Here is a 19,084-nt window from a genome sequence, read left to right on the forward strand (position 1 = left end):
TTCTGGCCAAGACACTCCATTCCACGATGGAAACGCGATGAATACGCCAACACGACCGACGCATCGTTTCAAGCAGGGCGCCTGCCGTTTGCTGGGCATGGCGCTGGCCGTGTGGTTGCTTGGCGCCGTCTACACGCCAGCGCAAGCCGCCACCACAACGGTGACGATCGATCAGCAGCCAGTGACACTGCAGCCCACCATTCCGCCGAATATCGTGCTGATGCTCGATGACTCAGGCTCGATGGCGTGGGATTACATGCCCGATGCCTGTTATTTGAACGGCGTGACCTGCAGCGGTACGACCAATGGCACTACGCCAAGTGGCAATGGTACCGACAGTGTGACAGCGTTCAACAACGCCGCGCTGATCGACTCGAACAACAACGGCGTCTATTACAACCCCACCGTAACCTACACCGTTCCAGTCAAGGTCGACGGTTCCAGCTACACCAGCTACACCGATATCACCGCCGTGCCGATCGACGGATTCAGTGGAAGCAGCTCGAACGCTAACCTGACCAACTATTCGAACAAGGACATCCGCGGCGAAGGTCAAAACAACTTCGGGTCGCTCAGCTATTCGGGGCTGGGCACGCACACGGTGGCGTTTAGCCAGACGCTCAGTTCCAATACCAAGTGCAAAAACGCCTATAACGCTGCCAATAACGACGGCAAATCCTTCAACTACAGCAGCAGCACGCAGCTCTGTACGTTCAACTATTACCTGAGCTATTTCCAGTATTCGACGGATTCCAACGGTGGCGCTGGGCCGTATACCACCCAGTTCGTGGCTGCATCGACTTGCGCGACGGGCGACACGAACTGTGTGCCTGCCACCGACACCACTGGCGTGGCGGCGCCCAAGGGTATCGCCGCGGGCACGAACATCGCCAACTGGTTCGCCTACTATCACACGCGCATCCTGATGGCCAAAAGCGGCCTGATGCTCGCGTTCTCCTCGCTCGACAAAAACTATCGTGTCGGCTTTGGTTCGATCGACGGCAACAACAGCAGTGGGCTTCCGTCGTCCAAGTATTCCTACACCGACAACTACAATAGCGATACCAATTACATTGCCAACGTGGCGCCCTTTGGCGATGGCAGCAAATCCACCGACCAGAAGGTCAATTTCTGGAACTGGATTGCCGGAGAAAGTGCGAGCAACGGCACGCCGTTGCGCCAGGCGCTGGATCAGGTAGGTCAGTATTACCAGACCTCGCAGCCATGGACGACGATGTCCACCGATCCTGCCTCCGCGCAGGGTTCCAGCACAACGATCGCATGCCGCCAGTCATACACCATCCTCACCACCGACGGCTTCTGGAACGACAGCACCAGCAATATCAGCACCACCGGCAACGTGGATAACACCAGCGCGACACGCACTGGCCCCAACGGCCTGAGCTACACGTATACGCCCGCGGCTCCTTACAAGGACGGCAACAGCAACACGCTGGCCGACGTGGCCATGAAGTACTGGATCACCGATCTGCAGACGAGTGTGCCCAATTCGGTGCCGACCAATTCGGCTGACCCCGCCTTCTGGCAGCACATGACCACCTTTACCATGGGGTTGGGTTTCACGCCCGTCGGCATCAGCCCGTCGACGGCGACGATCAGTGGCATCTTCAATTGGGCCAATGGTGTTCCCAATTCGAGCATCAGCAATTTCAGCTGGCCCACGCCGGCTTCCAACTCGATCTACAACATTGCCGACCTGGCGCACGCGGCGGTCAACGGCCATGGCGGTTTTTATTCCGCCACCAGTCCGCAGTCATTCACCAGCGGCCTGACCGATGCACTGAACCGCGCGTCCCAGCGCACAGGCTCGGGCGCCAGCCTGTCGGCCAACTCCACCCAGTTGACTACCGGTACGGTGGCCTATCAGGCCACCTACACCACCGCCAAATGGAAGGGCGACCTGCAGGCGTTTACGATCAACTCGTCGACGGGCGCAATCAGTACGTCGGCGACGTGGTCCGCGGCGAACATGCTGGTGAAGAGTGCTACCGTCAGCACCACGGGCGGGGTCACCACCTCCACGTATCCCAGCCGCAATATCGTCACCTATAACCCCACGGCAGCGGCAGGTTCGCAGTTCGTGCCGTTCATCAACACGGCCTCCGCACCGCCGGCGCTCTCCAGCGCCCAGCTGACGGCACTGAGCGGTGGAAATACCGGGACAGCGGCAACCACCGCTCAAATGGCGCTGGTCAACTATCTGCGTGGCGACAACACACTGGAAGTAGCCGGCACGTACCGCACGCGTGACACGCCGCTGGGCGATATCGTGGACTCTCAGCCGGTGTATTCCGGCGCGCCCAACCCGAACGAATTTCAGAACCAGACGTTCACGGGCATCAACGCCACGGGCACCAGCACGGACAGTTTCCAGAGCTGGGCCGTCGGCAGCATCAATGGCAGTGGCACTGCCGTTGCCAGCGCCGCGTCCAAGCGCACGCCGCTGGTGTTTGTCGCCGCCAACGACGGCATGATGCACGCGTTCAACGCCAGCACCGGCTCCGAAGTCTTTGCCTATCTGCCTGGTGCAGTGATCACGGGCGGATTGGCAAACCTGGCCAGCGCCAGCTATGGCAACGTCGCCGCCGGTGTTCCGCACCAGTACTACAACGACGGCGAGTTGACGATTGCCGACGCGTACCTGCCGTCGTTGACCAAGATCAATGGTTCGTCCTGGCACACCATCCTGGTTGGCTCTTCGGGGCGCGGACCGACGGAGGTCGTCTATGCGATCGATGTTACCGACCCCGCCAACATCACGCCGCTGTGGGAGCGTTCCGCCGGCGACGGCCTGACCAACTACGGTGCTATCGGGCAGATGACCGGCAAGCCGGTGATCGCGCAAGTGGCCGATGGCAACTGGCAGGTGTTGATAGGCAATGGCTACAACAGTGCCAACAACACGGCATCGCTGCTGGAGTTCCAGCTGGACACTGGCACGCTGAGCGTTCACGCCACTGACTCCTCAACCGTCAATGGCCTGGCCGCTCCCGTGGCCTGGCTGGACAACCCTGCCAATGGCCTCAGCACGGAAGCCTACGCCGGTGACTTGTTGGGACGGGTATGGTCCTTTCCGCTCACGGCGACCACGACCACGGGCACGGGAACCAGCCAGGTCACCACGATCAGTGCGGACCTGAGCACCGCAGGCAGCAAGGTGTTTACCGCGACTGACAGCGGCGGCGTTGCCCAGCCCATTACCGCCGGCATGTTGGCGGGCCGCGACCCCACGACAGGCAACGTGTGGCTGTTTTTCGGCACCGGCGAATATCTGAGCTCGGGCGATCTCTCCAACAAGAATGTGCAGACGTGGTATGGCGTGATCGCGCAGGTCGTGCAACAGACCTCGCCCACGGCCATTCCGGCGCTGCCGTATAAGCGCAGCGACCTGAAGCAACGTTCGATCATCTACGAAGTGGATGGCGATTCCAGCGCCACGCCGCCGACCCTCGGCGCGCGTGCCGTGTCTACCGCTGCTGCCAACGATCTGGTGGGCAAGGGTGGCTGGTATATGGATCTGGAGCAGCCCACCACCGACAGCAGCGGCAACGTGACGGGTTACAACGCGCAGGGTGAGCGCATGGTCACGCCCAACCAGTTCCAGGGCAACCTGCTGTTGGGTACCACACGCATTCCGGTGGTCACGGATATCTGCAATCCGTCGGGCAGCGGCTGGGTGATGGCGCTCAATCCGTTTACCGGCGCCGGCCCCACTAATCCGTTCTTCCTGGGCAATGGTGCGGGCACGATCAAACTGCCCAACGGCACGTCAGTGGCCAGTGCTGGCGTGGGCTTCACGTCACTGCCCAATAACCCGATTTTCGTGGGTGGCGACATGCTAGAGAGTTTCGACAACGGCACGACCTCCAGCCTGATGACATCCGGTTCGTCCGGCAGCCTTACCCGCGTGTCGTGGCAGGAGCTGATCAACCCATGAGGAACACAGCGATGAATCGATGCCTGATGGCGGACGGCGGCGTGAAGGGGGCTCGCAGGTCAGGCGCCGGCCTCCTGCGCCAGGCGGGCTTTACCTTGATCGAATTGATGATCGTGGTGGCCATCATTGCGATCCTGGCGGCGATCGCGTGGCCGTCGTATCTCAAGTCCGTGACCAAGACGAACCGGGTTGCGGCCGAGGGTTGCCTGTCGGAGTACGCCAATTACATGGAGCGGTACTACACGACCAATCTGCGCTACGACCAGAGTGCCGCGGCGACCCCCGTTCCCAACTCACCGCCCACACTCGATTGTGCGGCGCCGTCGCAGACGGGAAACAACTACACCTATACCTTGGTGGCCGCCAATCTCACGTCCACCACGTTTCTTGTTCAGGCCGCGCCCAAGGGTGCACAGCAAACTCGCGACACCATGTGCGGCACCTTGTCGTTGGATCAGGCAAACAATCGCCTGCCATCCACGGTGGGTTGCTGGTAACGCTGTCGCTTGAATGGTCCGGACCTTTCAGGTCTCGGACCATTGCCTGAGCAGGTTGTGATACACGCCGGTCAGCTGCAGCAGCGCCTGCGGATCGGCGTTGCTGCGGGTGAGCGTCTGTATCGACGCATCCAGCTCAAACAACAGGCGGCGCTTGCCGTCGTCGCGGATCAGGCTCTGCACCCAGAAGAATGCGGCGATGCGCGCACCGCGCGTGACGGGCGCCACCCGGTGCAGGCTGCTTGAGGGGTAGATGATGATGTCGCCGGCGGGCAGTTTCACTTCGTGCTCGCCATAGGTGTCGCTGATGATCAGTTCGCCGCCGTCGTATTCCTCCGGCTCGGCCAGGAACAGCGTGCAGGAGATATCGCTGCGCAGCTGTTGGCCGCCAGCCACGGACATCACTGCACCATCGACATGGAAACCGTATTGTCCGCCGCCTTCATAGCGATTGAAGCGCGGCGGCAGCGTGCGCAGCGGCAGCGTGGCGGCGTGATAAAGCGGATGTCGGGCCAGCGCATCGAGCACGATGCGGGCCAGTTCGGCGCGTACGGGCGAGGCATCCGGGAGCTGCAGGTTGCGTTTCACCTGGGCGCCTTGTGGACCGACGGTCTCGCGCCCGTCGGTCCAGGTCGCTTGATCGAGGGCGTGCCGGATGGCGCGTACCTGCGCCTGGTCCAGGATCTGCGGGATATGCAAGAGCATGGCGTGCCTCGACTCGAAAGAGTGACGTGGCCTCCCCGACTGCCATCGGGACGGCCACGTTGCGCTCGATCAGCAGTGCCTGATCAGAACCGGATATTGGCCGTCAGCATCGCCGAGCGCGGGGTACCTGGGGTGTAACGGTAACCGCTCTTGTTGACCGCTGCGACATAGTCCTTGTCGAACAAGTTGTACAGATTGAGGCGCAGGTCGAAGTGCTTGTTGATCGGGTAGGAGGCCATCGCGTCGAACACCCAATAGGCTTCCGTATACGCCGGCGTGCCGATCGCGCTGTCGGTACCGCGCTGCATCTGGCCGTTGTAGCGCGCGCCGCCACCGATGGTGAGACCGAATGGCAGCAGGTAGCTGGTCCAGCTGGTGAAGGCCTTCTTCGGCGTGTAGGCCAGGTCGGACGAACCATCGGCTGCCACGGAAGAGCCGCTGAGCACGCTGGCATTCATGGTGGTAAAGCCCGCGGTCACCGCCCAGTTGTCGGTGATCTTGCCTACCGCGCTCAGTTCCACGCCTTGCACGCGCTTCTTGCCGATCTGGTAGTAGAGCAGGGTGACCGGATCCTGCACGAGATCGTTGCTTACCGTGGTCTGGTAGAGCGCACCGGTGAGCAGGATCCTTTCATCGAGCAGTTCCCACTTCGTGCCGATTTCATACGTGCGTGCACGCTCGGGCTCGAGGTTGGGATTGTCCAGACTGTTGGTGGAGCTGCTGAAGGTCAGCGTGTTGCCGCCGGGCGGCTCGGCCGACACGGCATAGTTGGCGTAGAACGAGCCGTTGGGCATCGGCTTGTAGAGCACGCCGAGCTTCCAGTTCCACAGGTTGTCGCCAACGCTGGTGGTCAGGCCCGGCACGACGGCGCCCGTGGGTAGCGTGCCGCAGGTGGGGCCATTCTTCGCACCGCACGCCACCATGCTGGAGTAGTCGGTGTTGTAGTGATCCATGCGCACACCGGTGTTCACCTGCCAGTGCTCGTTGAACTTCAGCGTGTCGAACACATAGGCGGAGGCGGTGTCGGTCTGGCCATCCGTGTAAGCGCCGTTCTGGCCGTAGATCAGGCCCTTCACGTCCCAGTTCGGGTCGTACAGATTGGCGGCCGGCCAGGTCGTGCCATTGAGCGGGACGATGCCGATGGTGGTGGCTTTTTCCTGCGTCAGCTCGATGCCGGTGCTGAGATTGTGCGTGATGGCGCTGGTCTGGAAATTCCAGGTGAGGTTGGCCTGGTCGGTGATGATGCGGTTGGACTGATGCTTGAACGTCGGGTTGCTGCGCGCAATGGTCCAGGTGGACGGGTCGTTCGGATTGGGCGTGAGCAGATTGGCTGCGGTACCCATGAACGAAGTCAGCAGATAGTCCTCGGCGGTGCGCCCCCAGCGGAAGGTGTTGTGGAACACCATCTGGTCGTTGATGTCGTGCTCGATGCGCGCGGTGAACATGTCGGCTTCGACGTGGTCATGGTCCGCCGTGGTGCCGTAGAAGTTGGACGAATCCACTTCCGGCGCGTTGGTGAGGAACGGGCGCTTCGGATCCGGGCTGGAATAGCCGGGCAGGCCGATCGTGGGCACGCCGCCATCGGGCACGTTGTTCTGCTTGATGTGCATGTAGTCGAGGTACACGCGGGTGGCCGTGCCCAGGCCGAACGCGAAACTCGGCGCGACGCCCCAGCGGTTGTTCTCCACTTTGTCGCGACCCGGCACGCCAAAGTCCTGGCCCATCACGTTGAGGCGGAAGGCCGAGGTGGTGCTGACCACCTGGTTCCAGTCGACGGTGGCGCGACGCTGGTCGGCGCTGCCATAAGCGACGGTCGCGCTCACGCCGTTACCGAGCTCGGGCTGCTTGCTGACCATGTTGATGGCGCCGGTGGGCGCGGTGCGGCCGTTGTCGGTGCTGGCCGGGCCCTTGATCACTTCCACCGACTCGGTGTTGAAGATGTCGCGCGAGATGGTGCCCAGGTCGCGCACGCCGTCGACGAAAATGCTGCCCGAGGTATCGAAGCCGCGCATATAGATCGCATCACCGGTGGAGGTGGTGCCGTTCTCGCCGACATAGAACGTGCCCACGCCCGGGGTGTTGCGCAATGCCTCGGTCAGCGTGGTGGCGCCCTGCTGCAGGAACAGGTCCTTGCTGATCACGGTCACCGTCTGGGTGGTATCGAGGATCGGCTGCGTGTACTTGGACGAGGAGAGGTTGTCGATCTTGTAGTCGCTGACGGCCGAGGCTTCCACCGACACGCCTGGCAGGTTCTTGGGCGAGTTGGCAGCGCCGGTGGGCGAGGTGGTCGTGTTGGTGGTGGCGTTGGCGACATCCGCCGGCGTGTCCGCAGCCAGGGCAGGATGGCTCATCGCCAGGCCGGTCATCAGAGTGGCTGTCGCAACACTCAGGGCGTTGCGGGTTACGGGATGCTTGCGGCTCTTTATGTGGGCCATGGGTAGCTCGTCGAATGGAGGGGGCGATCAGCCGAAGCGGACCGGGGTGGATCGACGAGTAGCGGCGGCGGGCGTCGATGGCGGCATAAGTCGGGGAAACAGGGGTTGGGAGCCTTGCTGCCTGATCGGGTGGTCCATCACCAGTAAGAACCCGCCGGCAAACATTTCCTAAATGTTATTGGCAATGAGAATGAGTTGCAATTAGTTACGAAGAATTTTGCTGTTCTGGCCCTCAGACCAAGGTGGAAGGGGCGGGAGCGTGGGTATGGCGTACCCTCTCCCCCCTGTTGGCGAGGAGTCGAGCGATGCGGATACTGGTGATTGGCGCGGGCGCTACCGGCGGCTATTTCGGTGGGCGCCTGCTGGAGAGCGGGCAGGACGTGACGTTCCTGGTGCGCGAGAAGCGCGCAGCCCAGCTGGCCGAGCACGGGCTGGTGATACGCAGCAGCCTGGGCAATGTCAGCCTGCCGAATCCGGCGACGGTGCAGGCCGGCGACCTGCGCGGGACGTATGACCTGATCCTGCTGAGCTGCAAGGCCTATCACTTGCCGCAGGTGATCGAGGACATGGCCCCCGCGGTGGGGCCACAAACTGCGATTCTCCCGGTCCTCAACGGCATGCGGCATCTGGACCTGCTGGATGCGCGCTTCGGTGCGCAGCGCGTGCTAGGCGGCCAGTGCGTGATTGCGGCAACGCTCGATGCCGAAGGCACGGTGCGTCATCTCAACCAGTCGCACAGCGTGACCTTCGGCGAACGCGACGGCGCGCGATCAGAACGCGTCGAACGCATTCTCGGCTCGATGTCCAAGGCCAAATTCGAGCCGCGCCTGAGCACCACGATCTTGCAGGACATGTGGGATAAATGGGTGTTTCTCGCCTCGCTCGCCGGCATCACCTGCCTGATGCGCGCGCCGGTGGGCGACATCATGGCGGCGTCCGGTGGGGAACCGGCAATCCTGCAATTGCTGGAAGACTGCCGTAGCGTGGCCGAGCACAACGGGCGCGCGCCGGGCGACGCGGTGGTGGCGCGTGCGCGCGGCGTGCTTACTGAGAAAGGCTCTGCCCTTAGTGCCTCGATGATGCGCGACCTGGAGCAGGGTGGGGCGATCGAGGCGGATCACATCGTGGGCGATTTGCTGGCGCGTTCGGATGCGGCGGCGGATTCGTTGCCGATGTTGCGGACAGCGTATGCGCATCTGAAGGCGTATGAAGTGCGTCGCGCGCGGGGCAGGTAAAGCTGCCGTCGCCTCTCTCCTGTGGGAGCGCACCCTGTGCGCGACGGCCTCATGCAACGGCATCGCTCGAGGTTGCGGTCGCGCACAAGTGCGCTCCTACAGGGGGGGCGCAAAACGGCAGTCATTGTAGGAGCGCACTTGTGCGCGACAACCTCATGCACGGATATCGCCGCGGCGCTGCGTCGCGCACAGGGTGCGCTCCCACAGGTGTTTCCTGGGATTTGGGAAAGACGTCCAAAAGAAAAGGGCGCTGCATGATGCAGCGCCCTTTCGTCTTGCGGACGTCCAAACGTCAGCGGTGAAGTCTTACCAGATCTTCACCTGCTTCTCGCCCGAACGCACCATCGTGTCGCCCGGCTTGCACTGGTAGGCGGTGGCGAAGGCTTCCATGTTGGACGGAGCGCCCATCGCGCGCAGCGAGGCCGGTGCATGCGGATCGGTGTTGAGACGGAGCAGCGCTTCCTTCTCGCGCACGCTGCCGCGCCACACGCGGGCCCAGTTCAGGAAGAAGCGCTGGTCTTCGGTATAGCCGTCGATCTTCGCGGCGGCTTCCTGCGGGTTCTTCTTCAGCGCTTCCTGCAGGGCGTCGTACGCCACGTTCAGGCCGCCCAGGTCGGCGATGTTCTCGCCCAGGGTCAGCTGGCCGTTGACGTGCACATCCGGCTTGTCCTTGATCGGCGCGTAGTCGTTGAACTGCGCGACGAGCCTGGCGGTGCGGGCCTCGAACTTCTCCTTGTCTTCCTTGGTCCACCAGTTGGCGTTGTTGCCTTCGCCGTCGAACTGGCTGCCTTCGTCGTCGAAGCCATGGCTGGCTTCATGGCCGATCACGGCGCCGATGCCGCCGTAGTTGATCGCGTCGTCGCCGTTGGCATAGAAGAACGGCGGCTGCAGGATCGCGGCCGGGAAGTTGATCGTGTTGTCGGTCGGGTTGTAGTAGGCGTTGACCGTCTGCGGGGTCATGCCCCATTCCTTGCGGTCGGTCGGCTTGCCGATCTTGTTGAGGTCGTACTGGTAGTTGAACTTGGCGGCGGCCATCACGTTGCCGTAGTAGTCGCCCTGCTTCAGATCCAGGCCCGACCAGTCACGCCACTTTTCCGGGTAACCGATCTTGGGCAGGAAGGTGTTCCACTTGGCGATCGCCTTTTCCTTGGTTTCGGCGCTCATCCAGTCGAGGTTCTCGATGCGGGCCTTCAGCGCGTTGCGCACGTTGGTCACCAGCTCTTCGGCGCGCTGCTTGGCTTCGGGCGTGAACACCTTGGCCACGTACAGCTGGCCGAGGGCTTCACCCATCGACTCGTTGACGCCGCCGAGCACGCGCTTCCAGCGCGGCTTCTGCTCCGGCTGGCCGGACAGCGTCTTGCCGTAGAAGTCGAAGCGGGCGTCCTGGAAGGCCTTGCTCAGCAGCGGCGAGGCATCGTCGATGGTGTGGAAGCGCAGGTAGGCCTGCCACTGGTCAGCCGGCGTGCTGGCTAGCATCTTGTCGAACTGGGCGAAGAACTTCGGCTGCGACAGCGAGAAGCCCTTGTCGACGGTCACGCCCTGGGCCTTGAAGAAATCTTCCCAGTTGAAGTGCGGGGTGATCTTGTCCGCTTCCTTCAGGGTGACGAAGTGGTACTGGTTTTCCGGGGTACGCAGTTCCACCGGCGCCAGCGAGGCGGCGGCCAGCTGCGTTTCGAACGCGAGCACCTGGGCGGCCTGCTTCTTCGCATCGGCTTCGGATACGCCGGTCAGTTCCAGCACCTTGACGATGTGCTCGACGTAGGCGTCGCGGATTTCCTTGTACTTCGCGTCGGTGTAGTAGTCCTTGGTCGGCAGACCCAGGCCAGCCTGCTGGGTGAAGCCGATCTGCATCTTGGCGTCCTTGAAGTCCGCGCCGGAGCCGAACTGGAACACCTGCATGTCACCCGTGGTGAAGTTCTGGGTGAGGTAGTTGGCCACGTCCTTGCCGGACTTCAGCGCGGCAATGGCATCGAGCTTGGGCTTGATCGGGTCGAAGCCGGCCTTTTCGATGGCAGCGTCGTCCATGCCCGAGGCGTACAGGTAGCCGATCTTCTGCTCGATGGAGCCAGCCTGCGCGTTGGCGGYGCCCTTGGCGGCGTCGTCGACGATCTGGTGCTGGGTATTGAGGCTGTCTTCGGCCAGCTTGTCGAACGCGCCCCAACGGCTGCGGTCGTTCGGGATCGGGTTGGCGGCGACCCACTTGCTGTTGACGAAACCGTTGAAGTCCTGGCAGGCCTGGATGTTGGTGTCCAGGTCGGCGATGTCGAACACGCTCTTGGGCGCGGCAGCTGCCATGGCGGCAGTGCTGGCGGCGGCAGGCGCGGTGCTGCTGGCGGCCGGGGCCTTTTCGGCATCGTCGTGCTTGCCGCAGGCGCTGAGCGACAGCGCCAGGCTCACGGCGAGCGCAATGGGCTTCATATACGGTTTGGTCATGGAATTCCCCTGTGGGTCGTTGGCCGCGTTCGGCAGCCGATGGTGGTAACCATTGTGTGCAGCTCTGGGCGCCTGTCCTGATGGGGGACAGGTTCCAAGGGCTACCCGGACGGTATCTCGGACTTTTGAGGCTAGGCCGCAAGTCACGGGGGAGACAGTGTCAAAGGTCAGGGGGTTGGTGCAAGCAGGGGGGGTGGGTTGGCGCCGCGGCGGCTGGGGGCAGAGGCCCTTGGTTGACGGCGGACCTTCGGGTGCGCGGGGGCGATGAGGGGCGGTACGACCGTGTCTCGCATCGATGCAACGAAGCCGTCATCCCGGCGCAGGCCGGAGGCGCTCTTCAACAGCCGCATGGCTGGTCATCCAGTGTCGTCAGTCTTCGGTTGTCGCCTCGAGGCCAGGGTGCCGCCTACGCGGCGGGCGTTTCGAACGGCTGCCGCCGCTCGAGTCACTTTTCTCTTGCTGGCCCAAGAGAAAAGTAACCCAAAGAGAATGGCCTAAAAGAGCAAGGGCTCGTAGCGTCGTGTTGGATACGATCTTCTGTCGCTTGAGGGTATCGGAAGCGTGGCGATCGTCCGACATGCGTCGCCGCTACGCCGCAACGCGCCATGGCGAAGAGGACTTAAAGCATTGCGTTCCTTTGCTGTCTTTTGGCGATGATTCTCTTGAGAGCCAGAGTTCTTTCGCCACGACAGAAAGGTCGAGATCGACACTCGCAATCCCGCTCTAATCGACAGTCTCACTGCGCTTGCAGTCACACGCCGCAAATCGCATGAAAATACGATGGTCGCTGTTATTCGCCTGTCACTTCGCAAGCCTATGGTCCGTGGCATCCGCGCTTGAGGGGAAGCGCATCACCGCGACCGTAGGGAGCCCTCCATGCGAAACAACCTCGCTGTTTGCATTGCCGCGTGCGTACTCAGTCTTTCTGCCGTTTCCCTCGCTCAACTTCCCGTGCATGCCGAAGCGTTCACCGATGCCAGCCTGCATCATGGCGGCGGTGATGGGGACGTCCATACGTCCACGCCGATCAAGCACCTGGTGGTGATCTTCCAGGAGAACGTTTCCTTCGATCATTACTTCGGCACCTACCCGTATGCCGCCAACGGCAAGGGTGAGCCGACGTTCTATGCGCGCCCGTTCACGCCGCACGTGAACGGTTACGACAACAAGCTGCTCACGCATAACCCGAACCAGGCGAACAGCGCGAATGGCACGGGTGCGATCAATCCGTTCCGCCTGTCGCGCGCTCAGGCGGCGACCGCCGACCAGGATCACGCCTATGGTCCGGAGCAGAAGGCGTTCAATGGCGGCGCGATGGACCTGTTCCCGAAGTTCACCGGTACCGGCGAGACGTTGCCGGGTGCGACGCCGGATGAGGAAGGCACCGGCCAGGTGATGGGCTATTACGACGGCAACACCGTCACCGCCATGTGGAACTACGCCCAATCGTTTGCGCTGAACGACAACAGCTACAACACCACGTTCGGTCCGTCCACGCCGGGCGCGATCAATCTGATCTCGGGTCAGACCAACGGCGTGACACAGACGCTCAACGGCACCGGCAATGAAGTGGCCGATGGCCAGGGCGGCCTGACCTTGATCGGCGATGCCGATCCGATCGGCGACGTGTGTTCTTCGCCCACAGGCAATCAGGTGCAGTTCGGCGGCGAGAACGTGGGCGACCTGCTCAACCAGGCGGGTTTGACCTGGGGCTTCTTCGAAGGCGGTTTTGACCTCACCCAGGTCAATGCGAATGGCAGCACCGGCTGCGCGCGCAAGACCACCTCGACGGTGACGCAGGCGAACGAGAGCGACTACATCCCGCATCACCAGCCGTTCCAGTACTACACCAGCACGGCCAACCCGACGCATGCGCGCCCCACGTCCGTCAAGACCATCGGCCATCAGGGCGACGCCGGCAATCACCAGTACGACATCAATGATTTCTACGCGGCCGTGCAGGCGGGCAACTTCCCGTCGGTGAGCTTCCTCAAGGCGCCGGGTTACCAGGATGGTCATGCCGGTTATTCGGATCCGCTGGACGAGCAGCAGTTCATCGTGCACGTGATCAACTTCCTGCAGCAGCAGCCCGATTGGCGCGATACCGCCGTGGTGATCGCCTATGACGACTCCGATGGCTGGTACGACCATCAGGCAGCCCCGCGCATCAATGCCTCAAGCACCTCGTCCGATGCGCTCGATGGCGCGGGCCTGTGCAAGGCGCGCGGCACGCTGCCGGGCACCAACAGCAAGGGCCAGCCGGTGCAGGGACGCTGCGGCTTCGGTCCGCGCCTGCCGCTGCTGGTGATCTCGCCGTGGGCCCGCAGCAATCACGTGGACCACACGCTGACCGATCAGTCGTCCGTAACGCGCTTCATCGAGGACAACTGGCTGCGCGGTGAGCGCCTCGGTGGCGGTTCGTTCGACAGCGTCGCCGGTTCACTGGTGCCGATGTTCGACTTCTACCAGCCCTTCCCGGAACAGCGTCGCCTGTTCCTGGACGAACAGACTGGCCAGCCGGTGAAGCAGCCCAAGCCGTGGCCGTGGTCCGGCCTGCCGCACGGGCACGAGCACGGCTAAGCTCTAAACGCTTGCATGGCACGCCCCGGACGATGGTCCGGGGCGTTTCGTTTTTCCTGATCGGAGGTGCTGAATCTTGCATCCCTCGCGTCGTCGATTTCTCCAGGGCATGGGCTTGCTCGCGGGCACGGGAGCATTGCGTGCGTTCGGCGCGCCCATGCACATGGCCATGCCGACTGCGAAGGGCAGCGGACTTTGCAAGCATGCCGTGGCCGACCAGACCAGCGTGCCGCGCCTGCTCGACCCGTCGCGGCTGACACCCTTCGTCGATACGCTGCCGCGGCCGGAAGTGCTGCATCCGAAGGCGGGAACCGCACTACGCATTGCGATGCGCGAAAGCGAACAGCGCCTGCATCGCGATCTGCCACCCACCCGCCTGTGGACCTATGGCGACAGCATGCCTGGCCCCACTATCGAAGCACGCAGCGGCGTCCCGGTGCGCGTGGAGTGGAGCAATCGACTTCCGCTCAAGCGCTTCCTGCCGATCGATCATCACGTCTGCGGCGCGGAGCCGGATAAGCCGGAAGTGCGTGGCGTGGTGCATGTGCATGGCGCGCGCGTGCCTGCCGCCGACGACGGCTATCCCACCGACTGGATGGTGCCCGGCCAGTCGCGCGCCCAGACGTACCCCAATCGCCAGGATGCGGCCACGCTGTGGTATCACGACCACACCATGGGCATCGAGCGGCTGAACCTCTACGCCGGTTTGTTCGGCATGTATCTGCTGCGCGACGTCCATGAGTTGTCGCTAGGCCTGCCCAGCGGCGATTTCGAATGGCCGCTGGTGTTGACCGATCGCCTGCTTACCGAAGATGGCCAACTGTATTACCCGACCTCCGGCATCAGCGATGCGCCGTGGGTGCCGGAAGTGTTCGGCAATGCGATGCTGGTGAATGGTGCGCTGATGCCGCGGCTTGACGTGCAGGCGCGGCGCTACCGCTTCCGCGTGCTGAATGCGGCCAATGGGCGGTTCTTCCGCTTGAGCCTGCGCGGCCAGCGTCCTTTCCTGCAGATTGGCAGCGACCAGGGCTTGCTTGCATCGCCGGTACAGCAGACCAGCCTGTTTCTTGCACCGGGCGAGCGCGCCGATCTCGTCGTGGACTTTGCCTCGATGGATGGCACGGCGATCGAGCTGATGAACGATGCGCTGCCGCTGATGCAGTTCAAGGTGGCCGCGGGCAAAGTGAGCGACAGCAGTCGCGTACCGTCTACGCTGCGTGACGTGCCCCGCATGGCCGAAACGAGCGCGACGCAGACCCGTGTGCTGACCATCGACGAATACGCCGATTGCGTGTCCACGCCGATGTTGATGCTGCTGGACGGCAAGCATTGGCATGAGCCGGTGAGCGAGAAGCCGCGTTTGGGCAGCACCGAAATCTGGAGTCTGGTGAACCTCACCGAAGACACGCACCCGATCCATCTGCACCTGGTGCGATTTCAGATCTTGGATCGTCGCCCATTCGACGTGGATGAGTATCTGGAATCCAAGACGATACGTTACACGGGGCCCGCTCAGCCGCCACCGGCGCATGAAGCCGGTTGGAAAGATACGGCGCAGGTGTATCCCGGCATGGTGACGCGCTACATCATCACGTTCGAGGGTTATGCCGGGCGCTACGTCTGGCATTGCCATCTGCTGGAGCATGCATCGAACGAGATGATGCGGCCGTTTGAGGTGGTGGCTTGAGGGTCGGGGAGTCGCGCACAGGGTGCGCTCCCACATTATTCCGGTGACGCGTCGCGGAGCGCGGCGGGCGAGGCGGGCAGGGTGTCCGGGGCCACCGCACCACCGGAAATGATGAAGGCCATCGCCTGGTCCATGGTCCAGTCGGTGGGCGTGAGCTCTTCCACCGCCACCACTTCCAGATAGCCACCCGTGGGATTGGGCGTGGTCGGGATATAGACGGCTGCCATTTCGCGACCGGTGCCTTCTTCGATCATCACGCGCGTGACGAAGCCCACTACCTTCATGCCCTTGCGCGGAAAATCGATCAACACCACGCGCTGCACGCCCGAAGGCTTTTGTTGCAGTACGGCCATCAACTTCTTGGTGCCGCCGTAGATGGTCTGCACTAGTGGAATGCGTGCAAGCAAGGCATCGAAGCCGTCGATCAAACGTTGGCCGATCACGCGGTTGGCGAGCCAGCCCAGGATGTACAGCACGCCCAGCGTCAGCAGCAGCGCAATGACGAAGGTGATCCACGCATTATTGAGCGCCACGCCGGCAAGCGGCGAGGTGGACGACAGCGTCGCCAGCAAAGCCGATGCCAGCGGCGTGCCGATACCGGCGAGCATGCTCAACACAAACTTGAACACCACCCAGGTCACCCACAGCGGAATGAAGGTGAGCAGGCCGGTGAACAGGTAACGCTTGATGCGCAGACGTTTCATGGAGGGATGCCGGGGAAGGGACGCGGCGATTGTCCCACGGGACTGGCTTCGCGTCGTCCCGAGTCGTCAGCCGCGGTGTCCCGTTGGCGACATCGCTAGGCAGTCGTGGCCGGCTGCTCGTTGGTCGACTCGCTGCGCGCCTTGGGCTTGAGTCGCACATACAGCTGCTTGCGTACACGTGCCACCACCTCGCCGCTGCGTGTGGTGATGTCCACGTCGAACCAGCGCAGCACCTTATCGCCACCGGCGGCAGCTACGCGCAGTTCGTCGACCACCGAAGGCTCCAGCTTGAAATGGGCGTAGACATCCTCGCGACCCGGCGCGACGAAGTCGATGGCGCCGGCCTTGTCCCACACAAAGTAGTCGTTGCCCAGCTGATGCATGGCCAGCAACATCCAGAACGGGTCCGTCATGGCAAACAGATTGCCGCCGAACTGGGTACGCACGTAGTTGCGGTTCCATGGGCGCAGCCGCAGCACCACCCGCAGCTCGGACCAGTCCTCGGACACGTGCTGGACGCGAATGCTGTTGAACAGAAAGGGCGGCCACAAGTTCATCAGGCGGCGGAAGGTCGAAGCGCGCATAGGCAATAGGCTGGACGGTGAAAACCGGCCGAGTATAGCCCAAACATACGTAAGCGTATGGTTTGGTTGGCGGTAGGCCTTCGGCTTAGTTGAGCCCTCGCCCCGAATGGCCAAGCGCGAGCGCTGCCGCCAAGAAGTTTCGTGCTTATACTCGCCGCACGGCGGGGCTGCATGGGGCGCCACGCCACAGGGGAGAATGCATGGAAAAGCGAATCCAGCGCGCCGTTTTCGGCGTGCTTTGTCTGTTGTCGACTCCGTTGTTGGCCTCGGGCGTCGCCCTTGAGGATCTGGCGCGGCACATGCAGTACAGCCGGGTGAAGATATCGCCCGACGGCCGCCACATCGCCGCGACAACGGTGGTCAAGGACAAGCCGCTGCTAGCACTGCTCGACCTCGATACCAAGAAGGGCGCCATGGTTACGCCGCGCGAGGGCAATCAGGTTGTCAACTTCTGGTGGGCAAGCGACAACCGCGTGATCTACACCGAAGGTACCAAGGTATCCGGTTGGGATCGTCCGTTCAGCACTGGCGAGATATTTGCCGTCGACGCCGATGGCAGCAACCCGAAGCTTCTGTTCGGTTATCGCGCGGGCACCGGCGGGGTAGCCAGCCACATCCAGCGCCAGGACGGGGAGCGCGCTCATGGAGACGTCATCGCTACGTTCCGCAACGATCCCAAGCACATCCTCATCTCCGTGTCGCCGTGGGATACCGGTGCCGAAGGCGCTTTCAACGACATCTACATGCTCGACGTCAACGACGGCTCCAAGCGTCCGTTAGGCAAGGCACCTATGCGCCAGGCCAGCTTTATCGCCGACAACCACGGCGCGGTGCGTTTTGCCGAAGGCTATGACAGCCATGCTTTTCCGGTGGTCTATTACCGTGAGGGCGACGACAAGCCGTGGACCTTGCTGTTTCAGGGGTCGACAGACAGAGGCATCCCGTTACCTCTGGATTTCAACCGCGATGACAGCAAGGTGTACATGTCTTGCCCGGCGGCAGGCAAAGTGGACGCTCTCTGTGAGTGGGACGTTGCAACGCGGAAGACGGGTGAGCCTGTGTGGAGCAGTGCTACCGTCGAGATCAATCAGCTCATGTATACCCTCGATGGCATGGATGTCGTAGGTGTGTACTCTGATCCAGGCGCACCGACTGCCGAGGCGTTCGTTTCCGGTTCCGACGCCATGAAGGTAATCAGTTCGCTGTCGCGCGCGATGCCAGGCGAGAGCGTCCGCATCGTGTCGACCACGCGCGATGGCAGCAAGTCGATTGTGCTGGCCTTCTCATCGATGGACCCGGGCACGTTCTACCTGTGGGACAACGCTACCAATAAGGCAACGGCACTGCTGCAGCGCGCAAGCTGGATCGACCCCAACAAGATGGCCGCCATGCAGCCGATTGAATTCAAGGCGCGCGACGGACTCACCATCCACGGTTACCTCAGCATGCCCCCCGGCAAGGAAGAGGCGAAGCATCTCCCGCTGGTGATGTTCATTCACGGGGGGCCATTCGGTATCCGCGACTACTGGGAGTATGACTCGACCGTGCAGGCGTTGGCCACGCATGGTTACGCCGTGCTGCAGGTGAACTATCGAGGCTCAGGTGGTTATGGCAATGGCTTCATGCAGGCCGGCTATCACGAATGGGGCGGCAAGATGCAGGACGATGTGACCGATGCCACGCAGTGGGCGATCCAGCAGGGGGTCACCATGCCGGGGCACGTGTGCATCTTTGGCGGCAGCTACGGCGGCTACGCGGCCCTCGAGGGCGTGATGAAGGAGCCAGATCTCTACCGTTGCGCCATCGGCTACGTCGGTGTGTACGACCTGCCCCTGATGCTCACACGAGGCAACGGTTCGGACAGCACCATGGCCAGGAATTTCTGGCGCGCAAGATTGGGGAATGACGAGGGGGAGTTGTCGGCCCATTCGCCAGTGAATCAGGTGGACCGCCTGAAAGCCAGCGTTATGCTCATCGCCGGAGGCCAGGATGAAACGGTGCCGCCGGTACATGCCCAGAACTTGCGCGCCGCCCTCGACAAGCGTGGCATTGGCTATGAGTGGCTCTACAAGCCCAACGAAGGCCACGGCTTCTACGACGAGAAGAACAACACGGAGTTGTTCCAGCGCATCACCCAGTTTCTCGACCGCAATATCGGTAGTAGCGCATCGACAGCAACCGGCATGCCGTGAAAAAAGCCGAAGCCCATTCCCGCGAGGGAATGGGCTTCGGAAGATGCGTCGCCGGGCGGCAATACGTCCGCCCA

The 19,084-nt window shown here is 62.6% G+C and carries 11 protein-coding genes; 6 read left to right on the forward strand and 5 right to left on the reverse strand.

Translation table 11 applies throughout. The features are described 5' to 3' along the window. Positions 1–37 precede the first annotated feature (37 nt). Together AC1DKY_RS05365 and AC1DKY_RS05370 are read left to right on the forward strand one after the other, a co-directional pair. On the forward strand, positions 38–3,958 hold the full coding sequence (locus AC1DKY_RS05365; RefSeq protein WP_441602671.1) for a pilus assembly protein: 3,921 nt from the start codon (positions 38–40) through the stop codon (positions 3,956–3,958). Between the two features lie 11 nt (positions 3,959–3,969). After that, entirely contained in the window at positions 3,970–4,455 is a 486-nt protein-coding gene (locus tag AC1DKY_RS05370; RefSeq protein ID WP_441602672.1) for a type IV pilin protein, read from the forward strand. Positions 4,456–4,482: 27 nt separating this feature from the next. On the opposite strand, the gene AC1DKY_RS05375 is transcribed toward AC1DKY_RS05370, so the two are convergent. Both AC1DKY_RS05375 and AC1DKY_RS05380 read right to left on the reverse strand, forming a co-directional pair. Continuing rightward, positions 4,483–5,160 carry a Fe2+-dependent dioxygenase gene (locus tag AC1DKY_RS05375; RefSeq protein WP_441602673.1) on the reverse strand — a complete coding sequence of 226 codons (678 nt, stop codon included), beginning with the start codon at positions 5,158–5,160 and terminating at the stop codon, positions 4,483–4,485. Positions 5,161–5,243: 83 nt separating this feature from the next. Then, a complete protein-coding gene (locus AC1DKY_RS05380) occupies positions 5,244–7,595 on the reverse strand; it encodes a catecholate siderophore receptor Fiu (protein WP_441602674.1) in 2,352 nt (783 codons plus the stop codon). Between the two features lie 305 nt (positions 7,596–7,900). Here AC1DKY_RS05380 and panE point away from each other — a divergent pair, with 305 nt between their 5' ends. Then, positions 7,901–8,830 (forward strand): 2-dehydropantoate 2-reductase, encoded by a 930-nt coding sequence (gene panE, locus AC1DKY_RS05385; protein ID WP_441602675.1) that lies wholly within the window; start codon positions 7,901–7,903, stop codon positions 8,828–8,830. Between the two features lie 306 nt (positions 8,831–9,136). Here panE and AC1DKY_RS05390 read toward each other — a convergent pair whose 3' ends face one another. Further along, on the reverse strand, positions 9,137–11,263 hold the full coding sequence (locus AC1DKY_RS05390; RefSeq protein ID WP_477179886.1) for a M13 family metallopeptidase: 2,127 nt from the start codon (positions 11,261–11,263) through the stop codon (positions 9,137–9,139). 876 nt (positions 11,264–12,139) lie between these two features. On the opposite strand from AC1DKY_RS05390, the gene AC1DKY_RS05395 reads away from it, so the two are divergent. Together AC1DKY_RS05395 and AC1DKY_RS05400 are read left to right on the forward strand one after the other, a co-directional pair. After that, positions 12,140–13,843, forward strand: coding sequence for a phospholipase C (locus AC1DKY_RS05395; RefSeq protein WP_477179887.1), 1,704 nt, complete (start codon positions 12,140–12,142; stop codon positions 13,841–13,843). 76 nt (positions 13,844–13,919) lie between these two features. After that, the gene (locus AC1DKY_RS05400; RefSeq protein WP_441602678.1) at positions 13,920–15,530 is read left to right on the forward strand and encodes a multicopper oxidase family protein; all 1,611 of its coding nucleotides are present in this window, start codon (positions 13,920–13,922) and stop codon (positions 15,528–15,530) included. A 35-nt stretch (positions 15,531–15,565) separates the two neighbouring features. Here the strand turns inward: AC1DKY_RS05400 and AC1DKY_RS05405 are convergent, their stop codons facing one another. Both AC1DKY_RS05405 and AC1DKY_RS05410 read right to left on the reverse strand, forming a co-directional pair. After that, positions 15,566–16,234 carry a DUF502 domain-containing protein gene (locus tag AC1DKY_RS05405; protein ID WP_046971419.1) on the reverse strand — a complete coding sequence of 223 codons (669 nt, stop codon included), beginning with the start codon at positions 16,232–16,234 and terminating at the stop codon, positions 15,566–15,568. Positions 16,235–16,329: 95 nt separating this feature from the next. Next, the gene (locus AC1DKY_RS05410) at positions 16,330–16,818 is read right to left on the reverse strand and encodes a DUF4442 domain-containing protein (protein WP_441602679.1); all 489 of its coding nucleotides are present in this window, start codon (positions 16,816–16,818) and stop codon (positions 16,330–16,332) included. Between the two features lie 89 nt (positions 16,819–16,907). On the opposite strand from AC1DKY_RS05410, the gene AC1DKY_RS05415 reads away from it, so the two are divergent. Next, positions 16,908–19,010, forward strand: coding sequence for a S9 family peptidase (locus AC1DKY_RS05415; protein WP_441602680.1), 2,103 nt, complete (start codon positions 16,908–16,910; stop codon positions 19,008–19,010). The last annotated feature ends 74 nt before the right edge of the window (positions 19,011–19,084 follow it).

This window comes from Dyella sp. 01N448, assembly GCF_056399225.1.